This is a genomic window from Microtetraspora malaysiensis (assembly GCF_050947145.1).
In the GTDB taxonomy this organism is placed as follows: Bacteria; Actinomycetota; Actinomycetes; order Streptosporangiales; family Streptosporangiaceae; genus Microtetraspora_A; species Microtetraspora_A malaysiensis.
On the sequence record NZ_CP191998.1, the window covers coordinates 755,023 to 775,955 of the forward strand.

19 protein-coding genes and 1 pseudogene are annotated in these 20,933 nt (G+C 68.4%); 9 read left to right on the top strand and 11 right to left on the bottom strand.

The features are described 5' to 3' along the window. The first annotated feature begins 143 nt into the window (after positions 1–143). A complete protein-coding gene (locus ACQP1V_RS03725) occupies positions 144–626 on the top strand; it encodes a hypothetical protein (RefSeq protein ID WP_433418803.1) in 483 nt (160 codons plus the stop codon). An 11-nt stretch (positions 627–637) separates the two neighbouring features. Here ACQP1V_RS03725 and ACQP1V_RS03730 read toward each other — a convergent pair whose 3' ends face one another. After that, positions 638–2,707: a DUF6571 family protein gene (locus ACQP1V_RS03730; RefSeq protein WP_433418805.1), complete on the bottom strand. Its 2,070-nt coding sequence runs from the start codon at positions 2,705–2,707 to the stop codon at positions 638–640. A 485-nt stretch (positions 2,708–3,192) separates the two neighbouring features. Between ACQP1V_RS03730 and ACQP1V_RS03735 the strand changes: the two genes are divergently transcribed. Beyond that, positions 3,193–3,765: a hypothetical protein gene (locus tag ACQP1V_RS03735; RefSeq protein ID WP_433418807.1), complete on the top strand. Its 573-nt coding sequence runs from the start codon at positions 3,193–3,195 to the stop codon at positions 3,763–3,765. A gap of 319 nt (positions 3,766–4,084) precedes the next feature. Then, positions 4,085–5,224 carry a pentapeptide repeat-containing protein gene (locus tag ACQP1V_RS03740; RefSeq protein WP_433418808.1) on the top strand — a complete coding sequence of 380 codons (1,140 nt, stop codon included), beginning with the start codon at positions 4,085–4,087 and terminating at the stop codon, positions 5,222–5,224. 98 nt (positions 5,225–5,322) lie between these two features. On the opposite strand, the gene ACQP1V_RS03745 is transcribed toward ACQP1V_RS03740, so the two are convergent. Beyond that, complete coding sequence (locus ACQP1V_RS03745) at positions 5,323–5,565, bottom strand: hypothetical protein (RefSeq protein ID WP_433418810.1); 243 nt, start codon at positions 5,563–5,565, stop codon at positions 5,323–5,325. Between the two features lie 99 nt (positions 5,566–5,664). Here ACQP1V_RS03745 and ACQP1V_RS03750 point away from each other — a divergent pair, with 99 nt between their 5' ends. Continuing rightward, positions 5,665–5,934 carry a GntR family transcriptional regulator gene (locus ACQP1V_RS03750; RefSeq protein WP_433418812.1) on the top strand — a complete coding sequence of 90 codons (270 nt, stop codon included), beginning with the start codon at positions 5,665–5,667 and terminating at the stop codon, positions 5,932–5,934. A 125-nt stretch (positions 5,935–6,059) separates the two neighbouring features. Here ACQP1V_RS03750 and ACQP1V_RS03755 read toward each other — a convergent pair whose 3' ends face one another. After that, a complete protein-coding gene (locus ACQP1V_RS03755; RefSeq protein ID WP_433418814.1) occupies positions 6,060–6,803 on the bottom strand; it encodes a nuclease-related domain-containing protein in 744 nt (247 codons plus the stop codon). 412 nt (positions 6,804–7,215) lie between these two features. Between ACQP1V_RS03755 and ACQP1V_RS03760 the strand changes: the two genes are divergently transcribed. Beyond that, a complete protein-coding gene (locus ACQP1V_RS03760; protein WP_433418815.1) occupies positions 7,216–7,728 on the top strand; it encodes a hypothetical protein in 513 nt (170 codons plus the stop codon). Positions 7,729–7,837: 109 nt separating this feature from the next. Here ACQP1V_RS03760 and ACQP1V_RS03765 read toward each other — a convergent pair whose 3' ends face one another. The 8 genes from ACQP1V_RS03765 to ACQP1V_RS03800 all read right to left on the bottom strand — a co-directional run bounded on the left by ACQP1V_RS03765 (position 7,838) and on the right by ACQP1V_RS03800 (position 18,872). Next, positions 7,838–8,185 carry a hypothetical protein gene (locus tag ACQP1V_RS03765; RefSeq protein WP_433418817.1) on the bottom strand — a complete coding sequence of 116 codons (348 nt, stop codon included), beginning with the start codon at positions 8,183–8,185 and terminating at the stop codon, positions 7,838–7,840. Positions 8,186–8,373: 188 nt separating this feature from the next. Beyond that, on the bottom strand, positions 8,374–9,615 hold the full coding sequence (locus ACQP1V_RS03770; protein WP_433418818.1) for an NlpC/P60 family protein: 1,242 nt from the start codon (positions 9,613–9,615) through the stop codon (positions 8,374–8,376). After that, positions 9,612–10,499: a replication-relaxation family protein gene (locus tag ACQP1V_RS03775; protein WP_433418819.1), complete on the bottom strand. Its 888-nt coding sequence runs from the start codon at positions 10,497–10,499 to the stop codon at positions 9,612–9,614. Before ACQP1V_RS03775 ends, ACQP1V_RS03770 begins: the two co-directional genes overlap by 4 nt. Continuing rightward, positions 10,496–12,880 carry a type IV secretory system conjugative DNA transfer family protein gene (locus ACQP1V_RS03780; protein WP_433418821.1) on the bottom strand — a complete coding sequence of 795 codons (2,385 nt, stop codon included), beginning with the start codon at positions 12,878–12,880 and terminating at the stop codon, positions 10,496–10,498. The genes ACQP1V_RS03775 and ACQP1V_RS03780 overlap by 4 nt, the downstream gene beginning before the upstream one ends. A gap of 40 nt (positions 12,881–12,920) precedes the next feature. Continuing rightward, positions 12,921–14,669, bottom strand: coding sequence for a VirB4 family type IV secretion system protein (locus ACQP1V_RS03785; RefSeq protein ID WP_433418823.1), 1,749 nt, complete (start codon positions 14,667–14,669; stop codon positions 12,921–12,923). Then, positions 14,666–15,598 (bottom strand): PrgI family protein, encoded by a 933-nt coding sequence (locus tag ACQP1V_RS03790; RefSeq protein ID WP_433418825.1) that lies wholly within the window; start codon positions 15,596–15,598, stop codon positions 14,666–14,668. Before ACQP1V_RS03790 ends, ACQP1V_RS03785 begins: the two co-directional genes overlap by 4 nt. Further along, positions 15,595–16,998: a conjugal transfer protein TrbL family protein gene (locus tag ACQP1V_RS03795; protein ID WP_433418827.1), complete on the bottom strand. Its 1,404-nt coding sequence runs from the start codon at positions 16,996–16,998 to the stop codon at positions 15,595–15,597. Before ACQP1V_RS03795 ends, ACQP1V_RS03790 begins: the two co-directional genes overlap by 4 nt. A 419-nt stretch (positions 16,999–17,417) precedes the next feature. Further along, positions 17,418–18,872 carry a hypothetical protein gene (locus ACQP1V_RS03800; RefSeq protein WP_433418829.1) on the bottom strand — a complete coding sequence of 485 codons (1,455 nt, stop codon included), beginning with the start codon at positions 18,870–18,872 and terminating at the stop codon, positions 17,418–17,420. 340 nt (positions 18,873–19,212) lie between these two features. Between ACQP1V_RS03800 and ACQP1V_RS03805 the strand changes: the two genes are divergently transcribed. From ACQP1V_RS03805 to ACQP1V_RS03820, 4 genes and pseudogenes are all read left to right on the top strand, one after another. Continuing rightward, the gene (locus ACQP1V_RS03805) at positions 19,213–19,686 is read left to right on the top strand and encodes an XF1762 family protein (protein ID WP_433418831.1); all 474 of its coding nucleotides are present in this window, start codon (positions 19,213–19,215) and stop codon (positions 19,684–19,686) included. Positions 19,687–19,769: 83 nt separating this feature from the next. Further along, a complete protein-coding gene (locus ACQP1V_RS03810; protein ID WP_433418832.1) occupies positions 19,770–20,405 on the top strand; it encodes a hypothetical protein in 636 nt (211 codons plus the stop codon). Beyond that, positions 20,402–20,638 carry a helix-turn-helix domain-containing protein gene (locus tag ACQP1V_RS03815; protein ID WP_433418834.1) on the top strand — a complete coding sequence of 79 codons (237 nt, stop codon included), beginning with the start codon at positions 20,402–20,404 and terminating at the stop codon, positions 20,636–20,638. The genes ACQP1V_RS03810 and ACQP1V_RS03815 overlap by 4 nt, the downstream gene beginning before the upstream one ends. A 62-nt stretch (positions 20,639–20,700) precedes the next feature. After that, a pseudogene (locus tag ACQP1V_RS03820) lies at positions 20,701–20,930 on the top strand (IS630 family transposase); the annotation flags it as partial. Positions 20,931–20,933 lie beyond the last annotated feature (3 nt).

Below are 20,933 nucleotides of genomic sequence, written 5' to 3' on the forward strand. Positions count from 1 at the left end.
TCTCCCGGACGCTCAATATGTGAATGGCCTGCTCAACGTCTTCGGTAGCTCGGACATCACGGATATGCAGGCGGCTTCTTCTCTTTTTGTTTCTGCGGAACAGACGTACGATACGCCGGTTACTCGGACAGTATGGTCCTGACGTGTTGGCCGGATTTCCGGAGGGCGGAATGGCGCATCGTGGCTGGCAGGGCATCTCGATTGGCGTGGTCGCTGTATTTGTGCTGTCCGGATGTGGAGATAATGCCCCGCCCCAGCCGACCGCAGCTCAGGCTGGCGACGTGCTCAAGAGTCACATCGACCAGACTCTGAAGAACGCGTTGGCCGTAGACATAAAGACCACGGATCCCGGGGGGAAGGACATCCCCTGCGGTAGCGGAAAGTACAAGCGTACCTACGCCGCCGAAGCGCGGGCAAAAGTTGGATCTGGCGATCCAGAGATCATCACAGTCGCCCTCGTCGGCGCGCTAAGTCATGTGGCCGACTATGACCTTGTCGATTCCTCCGGTCGTCTTACTGAGGAAGAGGCCGTCAGTGCCAAATACCACACACGGGTCAATCTTTCCTCTCCTGCTAAGGGGAAGATGGTAGCGCGAGGCGAGACGGAGTGCTTACCTTTGAGTTGAGCTTAATAAGTTCAGCTGTACGGTGATGGCTTCTTCTTCAGTGCGTTACTCCGGCCTCCGTCGAAGACCACCTTGAGCCACTCGTGGGCTTCGCCGAGCTCCTTCTTGTCCGTTCCACCAGACCCGTTGGCTATCAGCCAGTTGTTGAAGTTCTTCAGGGCGCCTCTATCTTTCGCTATATCTTCGAACGGTAGGAGATTTCCCTTGCTGTCGGTGATGGGAGGATGGGAGAAGCGTGCATCGGTAAGTGGGATCTTAGCCTTGAAGCTGTGGACCATAAGCGTGTTCACCATCCAGCCTTCAAGAGACAGGGAAGCCGAACGTGCTTTGTCATCCAGGGCTTCCAGGCGTGTCTTGTCGATCGCCAGTGCGGATTCCAAGGCCAGCGGGGCAACGGTGGAGAGGCCCAGCCACAGCACCTGCCCTCCCATAGTCGGTACGGCAAGGCCTCCGACACCAAGAGATAGACCCGCCGCGAACAGGTCCGCTTTTATCCGCTGCTGGTCTATTGCGTCGAGCTTTCCCTGAACTTCGCTCTCGACTGCGAACTGCAGACCTGCGACGTACCCCATCGCTCTCATCGTGCGTTCGAGATTATCGGCACCCTTCCCATGGTCCTTGGCGGCGGCCATGTTTATGAGCTTGCCGGCGAGGTTTCCCATTCCTTCTTCGAATGGTTTGATGTTCTCCTGAGAGTCCGCAAACGTTTTGACGAACTCATAGGTGTCTTTCGGGCTGAGGCGGAATGTCGGTTTCAGGCCAACGATGATGGTTTTGACGTTCCCGAACGCGCTGTCCTGGGTTCGATTGGCGTCGCCCAGATTCGCGCCTTCGACGATCTCTGTGGCATACGAACCGGCGATCTCGGCCAGATGCACCCGGGTAGGGTCAGCGATCTTCAGAGAGGGGAGCGTCGTCATCAAATTGAAGGCGAGCTGGGCGGCCTCCTTGGAGTGCGCCCCGTCCTTCTCGTCGTAGGCGCCGGACGCGGCGGCCAGCATCCGGCCGAAAGCATCGGCGCGTGAATTCTCTTTCTCCTGCAGATCCGCCTGCCAGTCGTAAGACTGGTTGACCTTCGCCCTCTCGTTCAGCCTGCGGAGTGCTTCGGACAGAGAGCCGTACTCCTTGGTCGCGGTGGAGATGGCCATCCTCGCGGCTTTGGGATTGTTGCCCAAGGCGTACAGGTATCCGGCCAAGCCTTCGCCGTTCACTGTGCTCTTGCTGCTCAGCGCATGCTGGCTCACTACTGCCGAGAGCCATGCGGCTGGAAATTCGCCAGCCCGGAGTAAGTCACCTAGAGCTTGATTTCCCGTCGCGGAAGCGACTCCTCCACTGTCACGGAGTTCAGCGAAGTCTGACGCCGCAGCACTGCCGTGCCCGGTGTGGAAGCTCTGTGTTTGGAATAGAAGCCCGGGATTCTTCCCGGTCACTATCTCGTATCGGACTTCGGCGAAGCCTGGCACGTGGGCTCCGTGCCGGACCGCTGTGCCGAAAGCATGGCTCACCGTGTCGATCGCGTCCTTGGGATCTTTCATGCCCGACCTGAGCTTGGCGGGGATCGCAAGAGTCTTCTCGGCACCGAGTGCGGCGAAGAAGGCAGCGGTGAAATCCGCATCATTTCGATGCGCGGCCAACTCCGCCACCAGATCGGCGAGCTCGCCGTCGTTGTATTTGCCGCCGGGCCACCCCCAATCGCCGGCGAAGGTGTTGGCGAAGCGTTCCGCCAGCGCCTTTCCCTGCCGTTGTGCATCAGCTTGGGACAGCAGCGCCTTTTCGTTGATAGGGACTAGGCCAGTCGGGACGCCTGGTATCCACTGAATATTGTTTGAGGACTGGATCGTCTGATTGCGTCTACGGAGCTTCGGCAACTCCGTTTCGATCCATCCCAAGATGGGACCGAATTGCTGCAGATCCAGGGTCGGCATGTTGACGCTGAGCAACAAGCGGCGGATCGCTTCCGTCTCTTCTTCGATGACATCGCGCCCATGAGTAAGAGAGGTGATGAACGCGCTCATCAGCTCGGGATCAATGCCGCTGTAATCCGGCGACAAGGGCCCCGTTCCAGGGGGTTTCTGCTCCACGACCGCTCCCCGCCCTGTAGACACCTATCTTCACCCTAGTCATCTTTACCGGCAAATCGAATAAATCCGAAATCGGCGAATCATAAGTAATGTCCTTAAATGGATCGGTTCATGACCGAAATAGGCATCAATCCTTCAGTGGCCGTGGCCACGTTGCCTGCAGCTGCCGGGGCGGGTGGTAACGGACACGGGTGACCCCAAGCGCGACGCCTGTGTCCCGGATCAGAAACTCGTTCGAGTGGTCTGGCGCATCCTCTTGCGCCCGAGTGAAGGCAGCGGGTAGCGCACCTGAAAGGCTGCAAGGTGGGCTTCGCCGGACGGCGAAGCATGCTCCTGGGCACGCCCGCCGATGTAGGCGGGCGTGCCCGGCGACCGGCGTAGTGCACTCATCCGCCGGGGGCAACTGAACGCTCTTTTGGTGGAGGGAGGACGTTCAGCAACATGATCATCGGGAGTGTCAGTGGGGCGGTCTACGCTCGCCGATCATGAGCGACGCAACGGGGTCCATCGATATCGTCCAGATCGAACTGTGGGTGCACTACGGGCAGGCATACCTCGTTGGTCAGGACGACGACCTCGACATGCCCGAGATGCTGGACGATCACTCGACGCATCCTGTCGGGATCATCCGGGTCGAGAAGGGAGCCGCTTTCCTGATCATCGGTCTGCACACGGGGACGGTCGATCTCACTGTCGCGGTCGCCGACCACGATCCGGGCCAGGCTTCGGACGACTACGAGGACATCGTGGAGATCAGCTTCGAGTCTCTTTCAGGAGAGGTCTCGCTGTGGGAGTGGGGTGGAGGAGACATTCACGAAATTCCACCGCTGGCCGCTGGCCCGGGGTGGTATCGCCTGAGATATCACGCTCGGGGGATGGACGATGCCGATGACATGGACACCTCGGACGGATGGCCAGCCTCGGCGCGGCAGTGCGCGCGGCCGAGGCGTACGTGCAGAGCGGGTTTCCCTGGTTGCTCGGCTGGGGCCGGTACCACCAGATCAGAGTCCCATCGACTCGGCCCTCCGCTCGGGTCGCTGCCACCAGCCGCAAAGTAGCGCTGAGTAATCAGTGTCACGCCGTATGGTCGCGAGGGTTGATCATCTCCTGTTCCACTGGGCCATCAGACCTGGTGCAATCATCAGCATGGCTGGTAAACCCCTGCTTTTCCGCGCAGCCCTCACGCTGGCCGCGCTCCTCACATCGGCCGCAGCCGGAGCCGCCCTAGCTTCCTCAACCAGGGGGCGGACACCGCACCCACCGCCACCAGTGGAGGCAGAACCAGCCCCAGCACAGCCGTCGGACAACCCCCCACCGCCCGCACCGCCACGCCACAGGTGGTGGCGGCGCGGGCGCTGGCTGGTCCCGCTCCTGGCATTGATCGCCGCCTGCGCCTGGGCCGCGATCATGTGGACAGGACCAACCTGGGAGCGCTGGGTCCTAGCGGGCGTCGCGCTTACGCTGGCGGTCTGCCTCGCGCTCGCGGCCCTCATCGGGCCGGCCGCCCGATACCTCGCCGGCGAACGCGCCCCGCTCACGGACGTCGAACGCACAGAGATGACCGCGGCCGAACGGGTGGAGGCAGTCAACTCCGCGCGTCACACGCTCGTCCAGGCAGTGACCGGGCTAGTCGTAATCGGCGGTGTCGTATTCACGGCACTGGGACTCTGGTACACCGCTCAAACGCTGAACACCACCCAGCAGGGGCAGATCACCGACCGGTACACGAAAGCCGTCGAACAGCTCGGTTCCACCAAGTCCGACGTGCGACTGGGCGGCATCTACGCCCTGCAGCGCCTGGCCAGTGACTCACCCCGGGACCAGGACACCATCCGCAATGTGTTGTCGGGGTTCGTCCGCAACCACGACGGGTGCGCTCTTCAACCCGGCGAGAAAACCCCGCCCGAGCGATGCAGTGACGCCGGGGAAGATAACGGCTCCTACGTGCGTCTCCCTGCCGATGTAGTCGCGGCGTTGACCATTGCTCCCACTCTGGCCGCATTCGATGAAAGCGGCGACGTTACTGACCGCGCAGACTTCTCCTTCAGCCGCTTTCCCAAAGCGGACCTGATCGGCGCGAAGCTGACCGGCGCGAATCTGCGCGGCGCGGACCTGCGCGGCGCGACACTGGCCAGCGCGGACCTGGCCCACGCGGACCTGACCGGCGCGGACCTGACCGGCGCGAAGCTGATCAACGCGGACCTGCGCGGCGCGGTCCTGCTCGACGCGAAGCTGACCGGCGCGGACCTGACCCGCGCGAAGCTGACCAGCGCGTTCCTGATCCGCGACGCGAACCTGCGCGGCGCGAAGCTGACCGGCGCGGACCTGACCGGCGCGTTCCTGCACGGCGCGGACCTGACCGGCGCGGTCCTGCGCGGCGCGGACCTGACCCGCGCGGACCTGCGCGGCGCGGCCCTGCGCGGCGCCGACTTGAGGGGTGTGCGCGGGATAACTGAGCAGCAGGTGCGGGGGATGGCCATCGATGTCTCGGACATGAAGTTCGGGCCGCTGGAGTAGCTCACCAACGAGGCCTGGGGCTCGTCCTGCTCCCTGCGGGGGAGATGTGGCGGGTTGCTCCGCTAACAAGCTGTCCGGGAACGCCCGGTTACTCGCAGCTACTTTGCGTCTGGTGGCGGCGACCCAAGCGGAGGGCCGACTCGGGCCACCAGGCCGTACCAGATCGACACCACGCCCTCATCCGGGCTAAAGGTGGGCGCGAGCCAGGTCGGGATGTTGAGGAGGGCGAGCTCGTCTTGGAGCTGCACGACCATCTGTCCGACCGTGGGAGTGAGGGCCAGGAGGTACGCGGTCTCGGCCTCCGACAGCGCGTCGTCGAGGTCACCGGGGAGTCGTCTCATGGCGGCTCACCGTAGGCCGCTTGTTGGCGATTGTCTGCAGTTGTTTGCGGACATGGGCGGGCAAAGACGCACGATGGCGCATGTCTACGGTGCTCGCTCATGAGCATCGATCACGACGGCGCGATGCCGGTCTATCGGCAGCTTGCCGAGATCCTGCGCGGGCAGATCGAGCGCGGAGAGCTGGCAGCGGGGCGGCGGGTGCCGACTGAGTCCGCCCTGGCGCACACGTGCGGCTTGGGCCGTGACAGCGTTCGTAAGGCGGTGCGGATCCTTCGCGAGGCGGGGCTTGTGGAGTCGGTGCAGGGCAGAGGGACGTTCGTCACGCGGGCCGTCGAGGAGCTGCCCGGCGACGCGGCCGACGAGGTGTAGACCGTTGGCCGAGGCCGACGAAGGAGGCCGCGGGCGCCGATCGCCCCGACCCCGTGCGGCGACCGACCACCACTGGCGATCGTCACGGCCTCAGCCAGCGCGACGAGCGAGTAGCCGGCACCTGGTCAGTTCTGGACGTACGGGGGGAACGCGGCGGCGGCCGCGGCCTGGAGGCGAGAGACGGTGGCAGGGTCGAGGCCATCAGCGCCCACGCGCCGGTACCGCAGGACCCAGGTGACGAGGAGCGAGGGCCGGAGGATGTGCGCGCCCGCGACGCTGATCCCTCTCCGGGGCACGTACGGGCCGTGTATGGCCAGCACCGGCACAGCCTCTACCCGTGAGCCACAGACGGCGCTCAGGGCGCGAGAGACGACCTCAGCCTCATACTGCACGGCTTTGGCGTCGTCGGGGGTGAAGACTCGGCCGCGCTGCACGCGCCGCCCCTGACCGGTTCGGGCCGGGCGGTCGCCCTGCCATTGCTTGCTGTCGATCACGAACACGCCAGTTCCGCCGATGACGAGGTGGTCGACGTTCGCGCGGCCGTGGGGCAGGCGGCGATCGTGGAGCACGGTGTACCCGAGCGAGGCCAGCAGCCGCAGGCGGCGCGCGGTGCGACGTTCGCCGAGCGCGCCGCGACGCCAGGTCCGGACGGCCGCGTGGCCGCGCCAGCGATAGACGGTGTCCACCAGGGCGACGAGCGCAGCGGCCACCAGGCCCGCGCGCCAGTCGACGAGCACGGCCAGGAGCACGGCGGCGGCGAGCGCCAGGGCGACGCGGACGAGGAGACGACGGGCGCGGCCGACTGCCCACTCTTGGCGGTAGCGAGCATGCGCCGACGCGCCGGCCCCCAGCGGTGCATAGCGGACCACGGAGACCTCCAGACGAGACGCGGGCAGACGTGCGCCTCCACGGTACGACGGCGCAGCGACACCGCCGAGAGCCCCGCGCGCCGCTGGCGGTTTCAAAAACGGGACCGCCGTCGAGGTTCCGACGCGTTGCGATCATGAACGCGCTTACACCACGCACCCTCCGTGATCATGTTCCGGTCCGTACCCGCCGAGACCGTAGACAGGCCGTGACCGATCTTGCCCGACCCACAGTGCGGGTGATCTTGAAGCGGTCCGCTGGGGTTCCCCAAGTGATTCCAGAAAAGCCGAATTACCTGTTGCAGATTTGGCCGCAGGCTCCGTCGGACCCGTGTGTCGTCAAGGTCGGCAGTGCCTCCCTCCGATACTGGTTGACGGCTGGATAGCCGCGGAGACCGAGCGTTGGGAGGGCGAGATGAATGCTGAGACGGCGGACTTGCTCTTCGAGGTGGTCGAGCGGCTGGAGAAGAGCATCGTCGCCCGTGATTGTCCCGCGATCGTCGCCGTCGAAGGGCGGCGGAAGCTGGTGCTGAGTGATTACGACTACCTTCGCGACGACGCGTCGGCCGTGGCCTTCGAGAAGAGAGCCGCTGACAAGGCACGGCAGGTCGGTGCCGTCCGCTGGGTCATCGCCGTCCCCCAGGTGTGGGTGTTTACCCCGCCGCGCACGGTGTCCGTACGCGCGGTATCGAGCCATCCGCTGCGTGAGGGCGAGCAGGAGGCCATCACCTGGATGAGCTTCGACCAGGATGAGGGCGTGGATTACGGGCGGGTTGCCTACGCGCGTCGGCCGAGTGGGGAGCCGGTCTTCGAGGAGCCGGAGATGTTCCGGGTCGGCATCCGGCCGACGGAAGCGTCAGCTGGATACACGCTGCTCCAGGCATTCTTGAATGAAGAGGAGCCGACCCCCGGAGGAGCCGGCTCCTGACCCTGTTTCCAACCTTGCTGACGAAAGAAAGGGCGGAGAAGGGCACTCCCAAGCTACCGCGAGCGGTACGGGCCGAGTGGGAGAACCCGCCCGCCTCGGCGGATCGCTATCACTTGATCCATACGGACCGGTTGCACTGCTTGGCGGCGTGGTTGTACCGGAAGCAGAGCTTGAAGACGGTGATGTAACCGAAGAAGACGGTGTCCTCGCCGCACTCGAAGCCGCCGGCCTTCTCGGCCTTGACCGTGTGCATGAGCAGGAACGATGTTGCGTATTCCGCCCATACCTCGGTGGTGTCGTCCTGTAGGTCGCAGACGGTGATGTGCTTGCGATCTGAGCTGACCTTGACCGAGCCTTCCGGGCTGTCCGAGCGCCAGCCGTTGCCGCTCGCCGAGGCGGTCGCGGTCATCGCGAGCAGGAGGAACAGCGTGGTGAGAACGGTGATGGACTTCCGCATCGATTACTCCATTCGTTGGGTGTGTTCGGTTGATGTGGCGGGCCTCCGGTCGTCCCGGAGAGCCGTTGAATGCGAAGCGAGATCTGTTGAGCGCGGAGAGTCGCCGGATCCAGGCGTGCGGGGCCGGCCGCTGCCAGAACTGGCAGCGGCGGGAGCTCAACCGCGGTGCGGTTGCTCGGGGTTCGGTGTCACGAGGGCCGGACGGCGCCGGCGAACTGTCGTTCCCGGCTTGGTACGCCCGCCCAGGTGTCGATACGCACGGTGCTGCCGGTGAAGGGCGCGTGGACCATGCGGGTGGCGTCGATCGCGATGCCGACATGGTCGGGGCCGGGGATGGATGAGTCGGTCTCGTAGAAGAGCAGGTCGCCCGGCTGGACTTGGGAGCGCGGCACGCGTACCCCTGCCCGCCACTGCTCGTAGGTGGTGGTCCCGATCCGCACTCCGGCCTTGGCCCATGCGTATTCGGTCAGCCCTGAGCAGTCGAACCCCTTGGTCCTGGCGCCGCGGCCGATGCCGTAACTCGGGCCGTTTGGGCCTCCGCCGCCCCAGGAGTACGGGATGCCACGCATCGCCAGCGCGGCGCGTACGACCTCCAGGCCCCGCGCCGAGGCGGAGGTGAGGTCGGGACCTGCGGGCTCAGCCGCCGAGAGCGCGTCACACAGGTCCCGTGCGACCGCTATCACGATCTCCGTGGCCCGCTCCTTGTCCGCATCAGAGCTATTCACGGAGACCTCGTCCACGAGGACCTCCAGTGGCACCCCGAGAGACGCGGCGACCTCGATGCTGTCGCCCAAATCCGCTCGGTCGTCTACGGATTTCGGCACGTCGTCACGCGTCCCGGCTGTCGACGTGAGAGCGGTGACGATCCGCCCCGCGCGACCCTCGTGCCTGGCGTACGCCTCCGGGTGGGCAGAGCGCTGGACGGCCTGGGCTACGACGGTGAGCGGCTTTCCCGTCCAGCCCTCCACCTCCGTGAGGCGGGAGAAGAACGCGCGGGCGGCGTAGCGGGGGTCGGTTACCTGCTCCCGGCTGCCCCAGCCGTATTCGGGGTGCTGCTGCATGAGGCCGAAGGCGCGGCCGTGGTCGCCCACGGTGCTCTCGTCGAGTCCGCTTTCCTGCAGCGCGGCCGCCACGCCGATGACGGCGGCGCGCTTGGGCAGCCCCAGTTCGGCGGCCACATCGATGATGGCCTTGGCGTTCGCGGCTTGCCTACCTGTAAGCCCCAGCTGTCGCGCCTGGCCGAGCCCCCCGCTGTCGGCAAGGGCGGCTCGGCCGCCCGCGTAAGCGCATACGGCTGCGGCGAGTTGGTCGGGCCGGGCGGACAGCGCCGCACGCTGTGCGCCTCCCGCGACGCCGGCCAGCAGGGCGACGCACGAGATCAGCCCGCCTCCGGCGGCGATGACCTTGGCGAGGCCCGCGTCCGCGATCACCGGCGGCTCCCCTCGGGGGGCTCAGCGGCTTCGCGCCGCCCGAGGTGCGGCCAATGCGACGAGAGCTCGGCTAGGCGCAGCCGCGGCCCTCCGGCTTCCAGGGGAAGCCACAGCGCACCGGCCGGTCCGTCGTCGTCGAAGAGCAAGGCCCGGGACGCCGTGGCGATGGGAACGAGCGCTGCGGCCTGATGGCCGAGCAGCCGCTTGCGGAGATTCACCTCGCGGCGGGCGCTGTGGACGGAGAACAGCACCGGCGTGATGATCGTGCTGCTGCGGGCCAGCGCCGCGTACCCGCTCAGCTTGGCGGCGACCCGGTCGAGCGGTTCGGTGCCGGTGTCGAATTCGAGGAAGAAGTCCAGGCTGTGACCGTTCTCGGCCCACCGGCCGTACCCGTCGGGCCTGGCGGTCTCGCCCCACATCGCGCCGCAGCGATTCTCGGGCCACCATGTCACCAGGCAGGAGTTCTCCTGCCGCCGGGCATGCCAGGACAGATCGGCGTAGAAGTCGTTCACACCGACGGTGTGCGCGAGCCGCTGGTTGAGTGCGATGCCGAGCGCGCGGTCCCGGCGGTAGCCGAACGCCGGGAAGTCCACGCCGTCCTCCGCGGCCAGTACGGCCGCACCGGCCGCGCCCAGAACGTAGTGGTACGGCGCGGCGCCCATGCCGATCGGCCGGTTGGGGCGGAACCGCTCCAGCAGCCCCATGTGGTGCAGGGTCAGCAACCTCTTGCGGGTCGCGGTGTCGGTGTCGAAGAAGAGCTTCGTGATCTGCTGGGAGGTCAGGACGCGGTGGTCCCACACCGCGCGCAGGATCCTGCGATCGCGGTGGGTGATCCGTACGGCCAGGGCGGCGAGCACGGCAGGGCTGAATCGGGATCTGGTCATCGGTCATCTCCTTGGGGTGAGAGCCGGGGGTCTTCCGGCTTGGGTGTGGAGGCGGCGGCCGTACGTCCGTGCGCCTGGGCGGCGTCGGCCCGGATTCGCCGGGCGACGTCGCGGGAGGGTTCGGGCAGTGGTCGGGTGCGCAGCGTGAACGGCGGAGCTTCGGCGGAGCGGACGACGAGCCGCGCGGCGGCCTGGAACGCGTCGAGGTTCGCCAGGTCGTGGGCGGTGAGGTGAGGGGTGAAGTGGTGCTCGGCCTCGCGGGCGTCCTGTGGTGAGAGCGAGAAATAGATCTTGTTCCGGGCGTCGGAGGAGACGGCCTGGCGCAGTTCGCGGGGGAGCTGCGCGAGGTGCTGGTGGGCGAGGACCAGGGACATCCGGTACGCGCGGGCCTCGGCGAGCATGTCCGACAGCGCGTGCGGGAGGGTGAGGAAGTTGTGGCACTCGTCCACGTACAGGGCGGCGTGCCCGCGGGCTCGACCGAGCTTGGCCCGGCGCGCGGCGGCCTGCCAGACCTGGGCGAGGATGACCGAGCCGAGCAGCCGAGCGGTGTCGTCCCCGAGCACGCCCTTGGGCAACCGGACGAGCAGGATGCCGCCGTCCAGGATGCCGTCCAGGTCGAACGTGGAGGTCGCCGAGCCGAGCACGTCGCGGACGAACGGCCGGAGCAGGAACGCCCGCAGCTTGTTCATGATCGGCGCGGTGACGCCGGCCTGGGCCTGCTCGGACAGGCTCTCGTACCAGTTCCAGAAGCCGCGCAGTACCGGGTCCTTCACGGCCGAGGTGATCCGCCGCCGGTGGATGGAGTCGGTGAGCAGTTCGGGGATGTCGGCGAGTGTGCCGCCGCTCCTGGCGAGGGTGAGCGCGCAGCCGCGCAGGATGTCGTCGGTCCGGGGCCCCCATGAGTCGGCGTAGATCGTGTGGAAGATGCCGACCAGGTTGTCCACGGCCATGTCGGTGTCCCGGCCGCCGAGCGCGTTGAGCGAGGGGGCGGGGTGGCGGTCGTCGGGGTCGATCAGCACGACCTTGCCCGCCGCTTCCGGCGGTATGAGGCCGAGAAGGTCGCGGACCAGGTCTCCCTTGGCCTCGATGACCACGGTCCCGCGCCCGGCCTGGATGTCGGACAGGATCATCTGCGCGAGCAGCGTGGACTTTCCGGTGCCGTTCGGGCCGAGCACGTGCACGTGGTGGCAGGAGTCGGCGACCCGCAGGGCGACCGGCCCCTGGTGCCCGGCGTCGGCGAAGCCGAGGACCTTGGCCTCCGGCCCTCCGCGCGCGATGGCCGGTGAGGGCGGGACGGCGTTGGCCCCGGCCCGCGCGAGTCCCGGTACGGCGGCGTCCAGGGGCAGGTGCGCGAGGGCGGCCAGCTCGGGAACCGAGAGCAGGAAGCCGCGGCCGAGCCTCCGCGCGGCGAGTGCATGCGCGGGGGAGAGGATTCGGCGGCGTTCCAGCCGGTTGTGTCCGCTGTAGAGGGCGAACGCCGACGCCAGCGCGTGCGCCCGGCCATCGATCGCCTTTCGCCGGACCGTCAGCGCCGATTCCTGGATCTGCCGGTCGGCGAAGACTGCCTCGTCGGCCTGTACGGCATAGCGGACCTGCACCTCGTAGCGCGGCCGGTGCGCCTTGTCGCGTATCGCCCGTGCCTCGGCCGACTCCTCCAGCCGTGCCGTGTGATCCCTTGGGTAGGTCCGCGGATGCGTCGGCCCAGGCGCGACGAGATCCAGCACGGCGCGCAGCAGCCGTACCGGCGCCGACGACGCGGGGGAGAGACGGCGCCCGGTGACCGGACGGGCGAGGACCTGGACGCAGGCGTGCTGCCAGACCGGCATACCGACGGCCGCGCCGACGAGCGCGCGGAGCGGGTCGCCGTCATGGTCGTGCTTGATCGGCAGTCTCTCGCTGCGGGCGAGGACGAACCGGCCACCGACAGCCTGCCCGTCGAGCGGCACGGGCGGGGCGGCGTCGACGACGGCGGTACGCGCCGACGGCCAGGCCGACTCGACGGCGTGCTCCACCAGGTCCCGCGGGACCACACCGGGCACCCACATTCGGATGCGCACGCCGTCGACGCCGAAGGCGTACTCAAAGGCCAGATGCGGCCGGCCGAGCAGAACGCGCTTCCACGCGGGGTGGAGCAGCCCGATCAGGTTCCCCCACAGAGCCTCGGCGCCCGCCATGTCCGCCACGGGCGGGGCGAAGATCTCGACGCACCTCGCGCCGTCGGCCAGCCGGCGATGGCGGAGCCGTACAAGCAGCAGCCTGAGCGTGATCAGCACGAGCTCGGCGGCCGTGACCCAGACGACGACCTGCCACACATGTGCCCTGGACCAGGAGACGAGCTGATCGACGAATGCGTCCGGGTCGTTGAGAAGGTCGCGGATCACCGGAAACCACCCGCCTCCGCGTCGGCGAGCCGAAATGCGATCACAGGTCCGCCTCCTCGTAGTCGGCCAGCTCCTGCGGGTCACTCGTGACCATCGAGTGCTCCCACGGGCTACTGATCACCTGGAAGGCCACCCGCTGCTGCCCGGCCGCCAGGAGGCCCATGCCTCGCTCGGCCGACAGCAGCAGTTGCCGCTCACCGTCGGACAGGCCGAAGGCGTCGGTGACCTTGTCGATGGCCTGGGGCGCCTGCCGCAGCAGGATCTGCGTGGTGGAATTGGCGATCACGGCCTGGCCGACGTCGCTGCCGAGCAGGTCGCCCGCGTCCTGAGTGACGACCGAAAGGCCCGCCCAGTGCTTACGCGCGGCCTTGGCCATCCGCAGCAGGAACTTCGCGCCCTCGGGATCCTTCATGAGCAGCCAGGCCTCGTCGACCACCACCAGGCGCGGGCGCCGGTCACGCGGGTCGGAGACGCGCCGCCAGACCGCGTCGAGCGTGAGCAGGGTGCCCACAGCCTTCAGCTCCTCGGGCAGATCCCGCAGTGAGAAGACGATCAGGTGCGAGTCAGGCCGGGTCGTCGTCGGGCCGTCGAAGAGCTGCCGGTGGCTTCCCGTGACGTACGGCGCGAGCCCGGCGGCCAGCTCCTTCGCCCTGGGGTCAGCGTCCTCGGTAAGCGCGGTTACCAGATCGCGCATGAGCGGCGGGCGGCGGTTCCAGGTGCGCCGCTCTGTCGTGATCCCGGCCTGCCGGTAGGCCGCCAGGATGCCCCGGTCGAGCGCGGCCTTGCTCGCGTTGACCAGCGTCTCGCCGAGCATCACCGAGATCAGCGTGTGCAGGAACAGCGCGCGCCGGGTGAGCGGATCGCCGTCCCGGCGGCCTTCAGGAGGAAGGTCGAAGGGGTTGAGCCGGACCTTCGGCGCGCCGAGATGGAGGTAGGCGCCTCCGACCGCCGCGCACATCCGGGCGTACTCGTCCTCGGGGTCGATGACCGCCACCTCGACGCCCGCGTACAGGGAGCGCAGCGCCTCCAGCTTGGCCAGATACGACTTCCCCGCTCCGCTGCTCGCGAGGATCACCGAGTTGTGGTTGGCCTGCTCGAACCGGTCCCAGGCGACCAGGGACGCGCTCGACAGGTTCGCGCCGTACAGCACGGCGGTCGGGCCGAGGTCGGCCGTCAGGTCCGGAGAGGTGAAGGGGAAGGCGGCGGCGAGCGCCGGAGTGTCGAACGTGCGCCGCGTGGCGAGGTTGTCGTAGGCCAGCGGGAGCGAGGACACCCACCCCTGAAGCTGGCGGAAGGTGACCCGCCGGGCGTCCAGCAGGAGCGAGGCGGCCAGTGCCCGCACCTGGGCGCAGGCGTCGTCCAACTCCTCCGGCGTATTCGCGTGGACAGTCAGATAGATCGAGGCGCGGAACAGCTTGGCCTGGCCGCGGGCGATCCGGGAGGCGAGGGCCTGGGCGTCCTCGGCCGCCGCCTCCGCGCCCGGGTCGAGCAACCGGCCGTGCTCGTGGTCGCTGCGCAGGCCGGACTCCAGCCGCGCGAGCTGCCGGCGCAGCCGGTCGGAGGCGACCAGCGACGGCACCGGCTCGACATGGACCGAGACGTCCAGGCGACCCGGGTAGGTGAGCAGCGGTTCCAGCCAGCCCGGCGTGACCTCGCGCGGATACCCGGTGACGGCGAGCGTCGCGCAGGCTCCCGACCCCAGCAGGAGGCGGCGCGGCTGCACCTCGACCGACACCGGCCCAAACCCGTCCTGAGCAGTAGCGACCTTGCGACGGAAGCGCAGCTTCACCGACGGCCCCCGATCACGTCGCCGGGCATCGCCGTCTCGCCGTCCGCGAAAGGCGGAGCGGCTGGGTCGAAGCACGAGGCCAGCAGCGCGGCCACCGCATGGGCGTCCAGAAGGCGTACGGCAAGCCCGCAGCCACCGAGCACACGCGACGCCTCGTCCAGCCGGCGCAGCGCCCGCGAGGCGGCAGCCGTACGACCCTGCGCCCCGGCGGCGGACTCGCGGACGACGAGCAGGACCTGGCGACGTAGCAGGTCGTGCCGGGTCGACAGATCGGCGAGGAACGCCGCGTGTTCCCGAGCCGCGCGCGCCAGCGCCGGGTGCGGGAGCTGAGTAGCGCTGTGCCGCAGGTCGTCGATCGTCTCGGACAGATTCACCCGCTCCGCGCGGACCAGGATCTGCACCGGCCCCGACAGCGAGTTGAGGCAGCGCCCGAACACCGAGACCAGCGCGTCCTGTTCGTCAGGAGTCCGCAGCGCGAAGCTCACCGTGGACACCTCGGCGACGGCCGCGACCCCGTCCGGCCCGAGATCGATCAGCCCGTCTCCCGCCACCCCGCGCGCGGGAAGGCGCAGCGGTGCCGGCAGCGGTCCGGGATCGGCGGCGATCCAGGCGGGCGGCTGTGGAGCCTCCTCCATCGTGCTGACCAGGTGCTTGGGCGCGCGCACGTGCCGGAGCGCGGCCAGCAGGTACACGTCCAGCGGGATGCCGTCGTGCCGCCCGACCACCAGCAGGACGCCCGCCACGGCCACCGGCAGAGCGATCGCCGCGAACGCGGCGACCGGAACACGCTCCCCGAACGCGGCGTACGCGGCGTAGAGCGCGGCCCCCGTTCCGCCGAGGATGAGCACCTGCCGGGCCGTGAACGACCCGAGGATCCGGTCGGGGGCTTCCACATCGGCGGGGATGCGAACGGCCTGCGTCCAGCTCATCGCTCATCACCTTTCTTCCGGTCTCGGCGGGTACGGCGTCGCGACGGCGGCGGGGTACGGCGGGCCACGCCGGGGTTCTCCGGCCACGCCGGGGTGCCGGGGACGGGCGCGTCCGGCGAGACGATCGGCCTGACTGGGCGGCTCGGACGTTCGCTCGCCCGGTGGAAAGCGGACGCGCTGGTTGACTGTTCGCGCAGCCGGTACATCTGGGCGAGCCCGGCCGGGCCGTTCGCGTAGTAGGTCCCGCGCGGGTACCCGTAGACCGGTGTGTTCGGCGGGATCGGCCGTGATGGCTGTGGTGTGGGCCGGTACTTGCCCCGGATGGCCGGCGCGGAGGGCGCGTGCTTGACGGGCGCGGCCTCCCAGTCGTTGGCACGTACCGGACGGCGGGCCGAGACCGGGGCGTGTTTGGCCGGTCCGGCGCCGCCACGAGCGGCGGAAGCGGCGGTGGCAGGTACGGCACCGCGGCGGGCGACCGTTGCCGCCGTGGCAGCGCCCGCGGCAGCCGTACCGGCGGGACCCGCGGCCAGGGCGGGCAGCGCCTTGCCGACCGCGGCCCTGGCCCCTGCCACCTTCACGGCCCTGCTGCCACGGCCCAGGTGAAGCGCGTTCAGCACGGGCGAGGTGAGCTTGTACGCGACGGCGTACTTGACGATCCGGCCGATCGCCGACCCGCGTCCTCCGTGGACGAAGACGGCGCGGGACACCCAGCCGGGGATGCGCACCAGGATCAGCAGCAGGCAGAGGACGAGCAGCAGGTTGTAGAGCGGCCCGGTCCCGAACAGGCCGACGACCTCGCGGCCGTCCTGGTTGAAGAAGATCCGCACGGCCGTGACCAGGGTCAGCGACTGGGCGACCTGGATGATCAGCAGCCCGGAGAAGCCGCGCCACCACAACCTGGCCAGGCCGTCGGTCTGGGGCAGGGCCAGGCAGGCCAGCGCGAGTGGGCCCGCGATGACCAGCAGCGTCGTCATGGCCACCCGGAACACGAACGTGACCAGCAGCAGGACGAGCAGGATCACCGACACGAGCGCGAGCAGGATGTAGAAGATCTGCGAGTGGCCCGGCGGAACGATCATGACGCGGATCACGTTCGCCGCGCGCCTCGCGTCGAACCCCTGCCCGAGCAGTGCGGTGGAGACGTCGTTGGCCAGCTCGATCGCCTGGCTCGCCAGGAAGAAGCTGAAGTTGGCGGCCAGGAACGCGACGACCAGCCGAGGGGCGATCTCCTTGAGCGCGTACCGGGTCTGGACCGTCTCGTGCCCCATCACCAGCACTCCGGCGACGACCACCAGCACGACGAACGCCCCGTTCGCGAGGATGGCGACCGCCTGCCACAGGTCCTGGATCCGGTCCTGCCCCTCGACGCTCGGTGTGTGGAGGAGCGTGCCGGCGAGCACGTTCAGCAGCGGTCTGATCGCCGAGGTGACCAGGTCCGCGAACCAGGAGTTGATCTGGTTGCTGATCCACCCGCCCAGGCCGAACCCGATCCCTCCGCTCGTGGTCGGCGGCGCTGGCAGTTCGACCGGAGAGGGAGTGGGCGAGGGCGACGGTGTGGGAACCGCCGCCGTCGCAGGAGCGGCAGTCAGTACGGGGGCAACGACAACGAGACCCGCCAGCGAAGCCGCGCGATGCCGTAGGGCGGCAGAGCGGACGACAGCTCGGACGGATACCGCTCCGGGACGAGGTGTCGTGCTATCGCGGAGCGGTTGAACGGCAGCTCGGAACTGGATCGTCCTCCGGTCGCAGGAGGCGGCAACTCCGGCGGCCATCCTGCGGAGGGCGATACGGGAAGCAGTGGACAGGAAGGTCATGGCCGTCACCCGCCGACCACGCGCTTGAGCACGTTGACGAAGAGCGGAGCCAGTACGGCGAGGGCGTAACCGAACGCTGCCGCCTTGAACGCGGCCTTGGCCTTCTGCACTTCACCCGGGTCACCGCCTGCGATCAGGTAGCGCAGGCCGCCGATCGTGAGCATGAGCGTCGCCAGGGCGGCGAGCAGGCTGATCAGCCAGTTCCGGAGGTTGTCGAAGACCCTGCCGAGCTGGTCGGGAGCGGTCGGCGGTCCGGCCCTCGTCCCGGTCACGGCGAACACATCGGTCTCCGCCATGACAAGGACAGCGCCCACGAGCACCGCTACCAGCAGGAACGAGCCGTTCCGCCGCCAGGAGTTGACGGTTCGGCGGCTCCGCTGCCGTCGGTCGGCCCAGTGGCTCCCCGTTGCCGCAGCTCCTGCCGGAGTGCCTACTGCCTCCGTTGCCGCTGGTGCTCCTGTGGATTCCGGTCGCGCTGACGTTGAGCTTGGGGATTCCAGGGCTCCTGCCGGAGGGCATTCGGTGCCATTCCTCAGCGCCGCCGCGCCTGCCGCCGCCCTGCCGCGGAAGTTGGGTATTGCCGCTTCCGTGCTCAGGGGGCCGGGAGCTGTCGTTTCCGGGCCTGCCGACTTCGGAGGCATCGCCTGCTGACGGCCCCGGTACCTGGCGCCGGACGGCTTCGCCGTGCCCGAGGGGGTGAGCCTGCTCGCAGGGGTGCGGGACGGCAGCGGGTCGGCGGTGGAGATCCGCGCGGAGCCGGAGGTGGTGCCCCGGCCTCCCTTCGGGTGATGGAACTCGGACTCGATATCTGAGGAGTTCCGGCTCCGCGCGGAAGTCGTGGTGGCGTCGCACAGGGGTGGCGCGGCGCCGGTCAGTTCGGGGTCCGGCTCGACGGTCTTCTCCGTGGCGTCGAAGAGGACGACATCCAGATGCCGAGGCGGCACCGAGACGGTGACGGGAAACGGGCGGTCCGGCTCCGATTCGGCGACCCTGCGCGCCCGCTCTCCGGCGCGGCGCGCCAGGCCGTACAAACGAGTCGCCACGTCAGGCGCGTGGAGGTCGACCGTGCGGACCGCGTCGATGAAGGCGACCAGCGCCTCGCCGCCGATAAGGGCGATGCCATCCGGGTCACCCGCGCGATAGCCGGAGGCGATCCGGCCGGTAATGTCACGCAGCTCCGGCAGGGCGACGCCGACCGCGCCGATCACCCACATCTGGCCAAGGGACCGGGCCCGGGCGGCCAGCTCTCGCCACACGGCATCCCGGGTGGTGCTGCTCACCGCGCGACCGTTGAGCAGCCGGCGCAGCTCTGTCAGAGGCACTGGCCGCTGCGGGAGATCGGGCGCGAGCCGGCCGTCGATCACCAGCCCGTACGGCTCGCACGCGACGAGCTGGAAGAGACGCTCAGCGCGGTCCATCGGGGACAGGCCGGGCACCGTTTCGTGAATCTCGGATTCCATCGGGCCACTCCGCTACGCGAGGGATTTCGCTTGTCGCAGCCCTGTCTAGAAAACCGAACAGGCAAATCACTGGCGGAATCTCAGGCAGGCTCTCGGCAATTTCGTGCCGCGCTTCCATGCCCGTCCTGCCAATCGAGTTGCCAGTGCCGCCGGAAGTTGCCACAGCCGCCACCTGCGGAGTTGCCGGTGACCTGCCAGAGCCCGTTGCTGCACTGGTGGCCATCTGAGGAGTCCGCCCCGAAAACGAATGACAAACACACCAGCCAACCGGTTCCGGTACGGCAAGACCTCCATGCGGGAGGAGATGAATTTCAAAGAAAGTGTGGAAAATGGCGAGCGTTTGAAGTCCATTCCCGTCACGCTGCAAACCGCCAGGGCGTTCGTCGCCTGGACCCACGGGCACCTTCCGCCACCCCAGAGGGCGACGTTCGCGATCGGCGTCGCCACCGAGGATGGCACCCTCGTCGGCGTCGTCATCGCGGGCCGCCCTGTCGCCCGGCCGTTCGACGACGGGTTCACCATCGAGGTCACCCGGCTGGCCACCGACGGCACGGCCAATGCCTGCTCGGCGTTGCTCGCAGCCGCCTGGAGGGCCGCCCGGGCGATGGGCTACCGCCTACTGATCACCTACACCCTCGCCACCGAACCCGGCACGAGCCTGCGCGCCGCCGGCCTGCGCCGGGTGGCCGAACGTCCCGCCCGTTCCGGCTGGAACACCCCCAGCCGACCCCGAGTGGCCCACGGTGCCGACGGCGTCGCCCGAGTCCTTTGGGAGATCACCGCGTCCTTCCTGGGTGAGGGAGGTGCCCGATGACACTTTCCGGAAGGGGCCCGCGGTCTCTCGACGGCCGTCGGTTCCGTCCGCCCGCCCTGCGGGTGCTGTCCCTTGGCGTGGGAGTGAAGTCCACCGCGCTCTTGCTACTCGCCGCAGACCGGGTGATCCCGCGCTTCGACGCGGCGATCTTCGCCTACACCGGGCGTGAGCCGAAAGAAGTCATGCGACATGTCGGCCGTGTGGAAACGATCGCTGCAGAGGCCGGCATCCCGATCGTCCGAGTCTCCGTTCCGGGCATCCGCCCCGACGCCCTTGATCTGGATCGCTCGCCCGCCTCCCCGCCGCCGTCCGGCCTCCACTCCGATGGACAACACGGTGAGGCCCAGCGGCCATGCGCTTGCGTGTATCTGATCAGGCCCATCGGAGCGGTCATACGGTCGCTCCTGGGCTATCCGTACTCACGTCCCGTCCCGGAAGGCGTCTACGCCGAACAGGCGATCGGCCTCAGTACGGATGAGGCCCACCGCGCCAGGGCCGCAGAGGTCGCCTACATCCGCAACGTCTTCCCGCTACTCGCCATCGGCTGGACCCGCGCCGACTGCCAGGCCTATCTCGCCCACCGGGGCTTGGCCACGCCCGCGCTCGTCCGTACAGGGTGCATGCGCGCCGTGGACAACCGCATTGCCCTCCAGCGTGCCGACCACGGCCATGAACTGCCGGAGGGCCTTTCAGAGGTACGTGAGGAGGGCGCTCAATGAAACCGTTGACTCTGGCCGAGGTCCAGGCGCTGCCCGCCGTCATCCCACTCCTCACGGCTGCCCGAGCTCTCGGACTGAGCCGTAACACTGCCTATCGCCTCGTCCAGCGCGACGAGTTTCCCTGCCGCGTCATCAAGGTCGGTGACACCTATCGAGTGCCGACCATCGGGTTGCTCGTCCTGATCGGAGCCGACAGAGTGAACGTACGGAGCGCCTTCGGTTCCAGCGCCTGAAGCCCGAGGTCATGGGAGCCTCGACGCCCCGAAGCGGACGGGGCTCTCCGTGATCGCAGATCTACGCCTCCTGGGCCAACCCCATGGAGGCGCAGCTCGGGCCGCTACGCAGCTTCGTAATGGGCAACGCCAACTATCCCAACCACACCGTGCTGGCCCGCAAACTGCAGGCCTACCTGCGCTGGCGCAACGCCAACGCCCCGACGTGCTCGCCGCCCAGCGAGGCAAACGCGCCCGCATCCGCAGCGAGAAACAACGCCGCTGGGGACGACCCGCCAACGAAGCTGCCTGACCA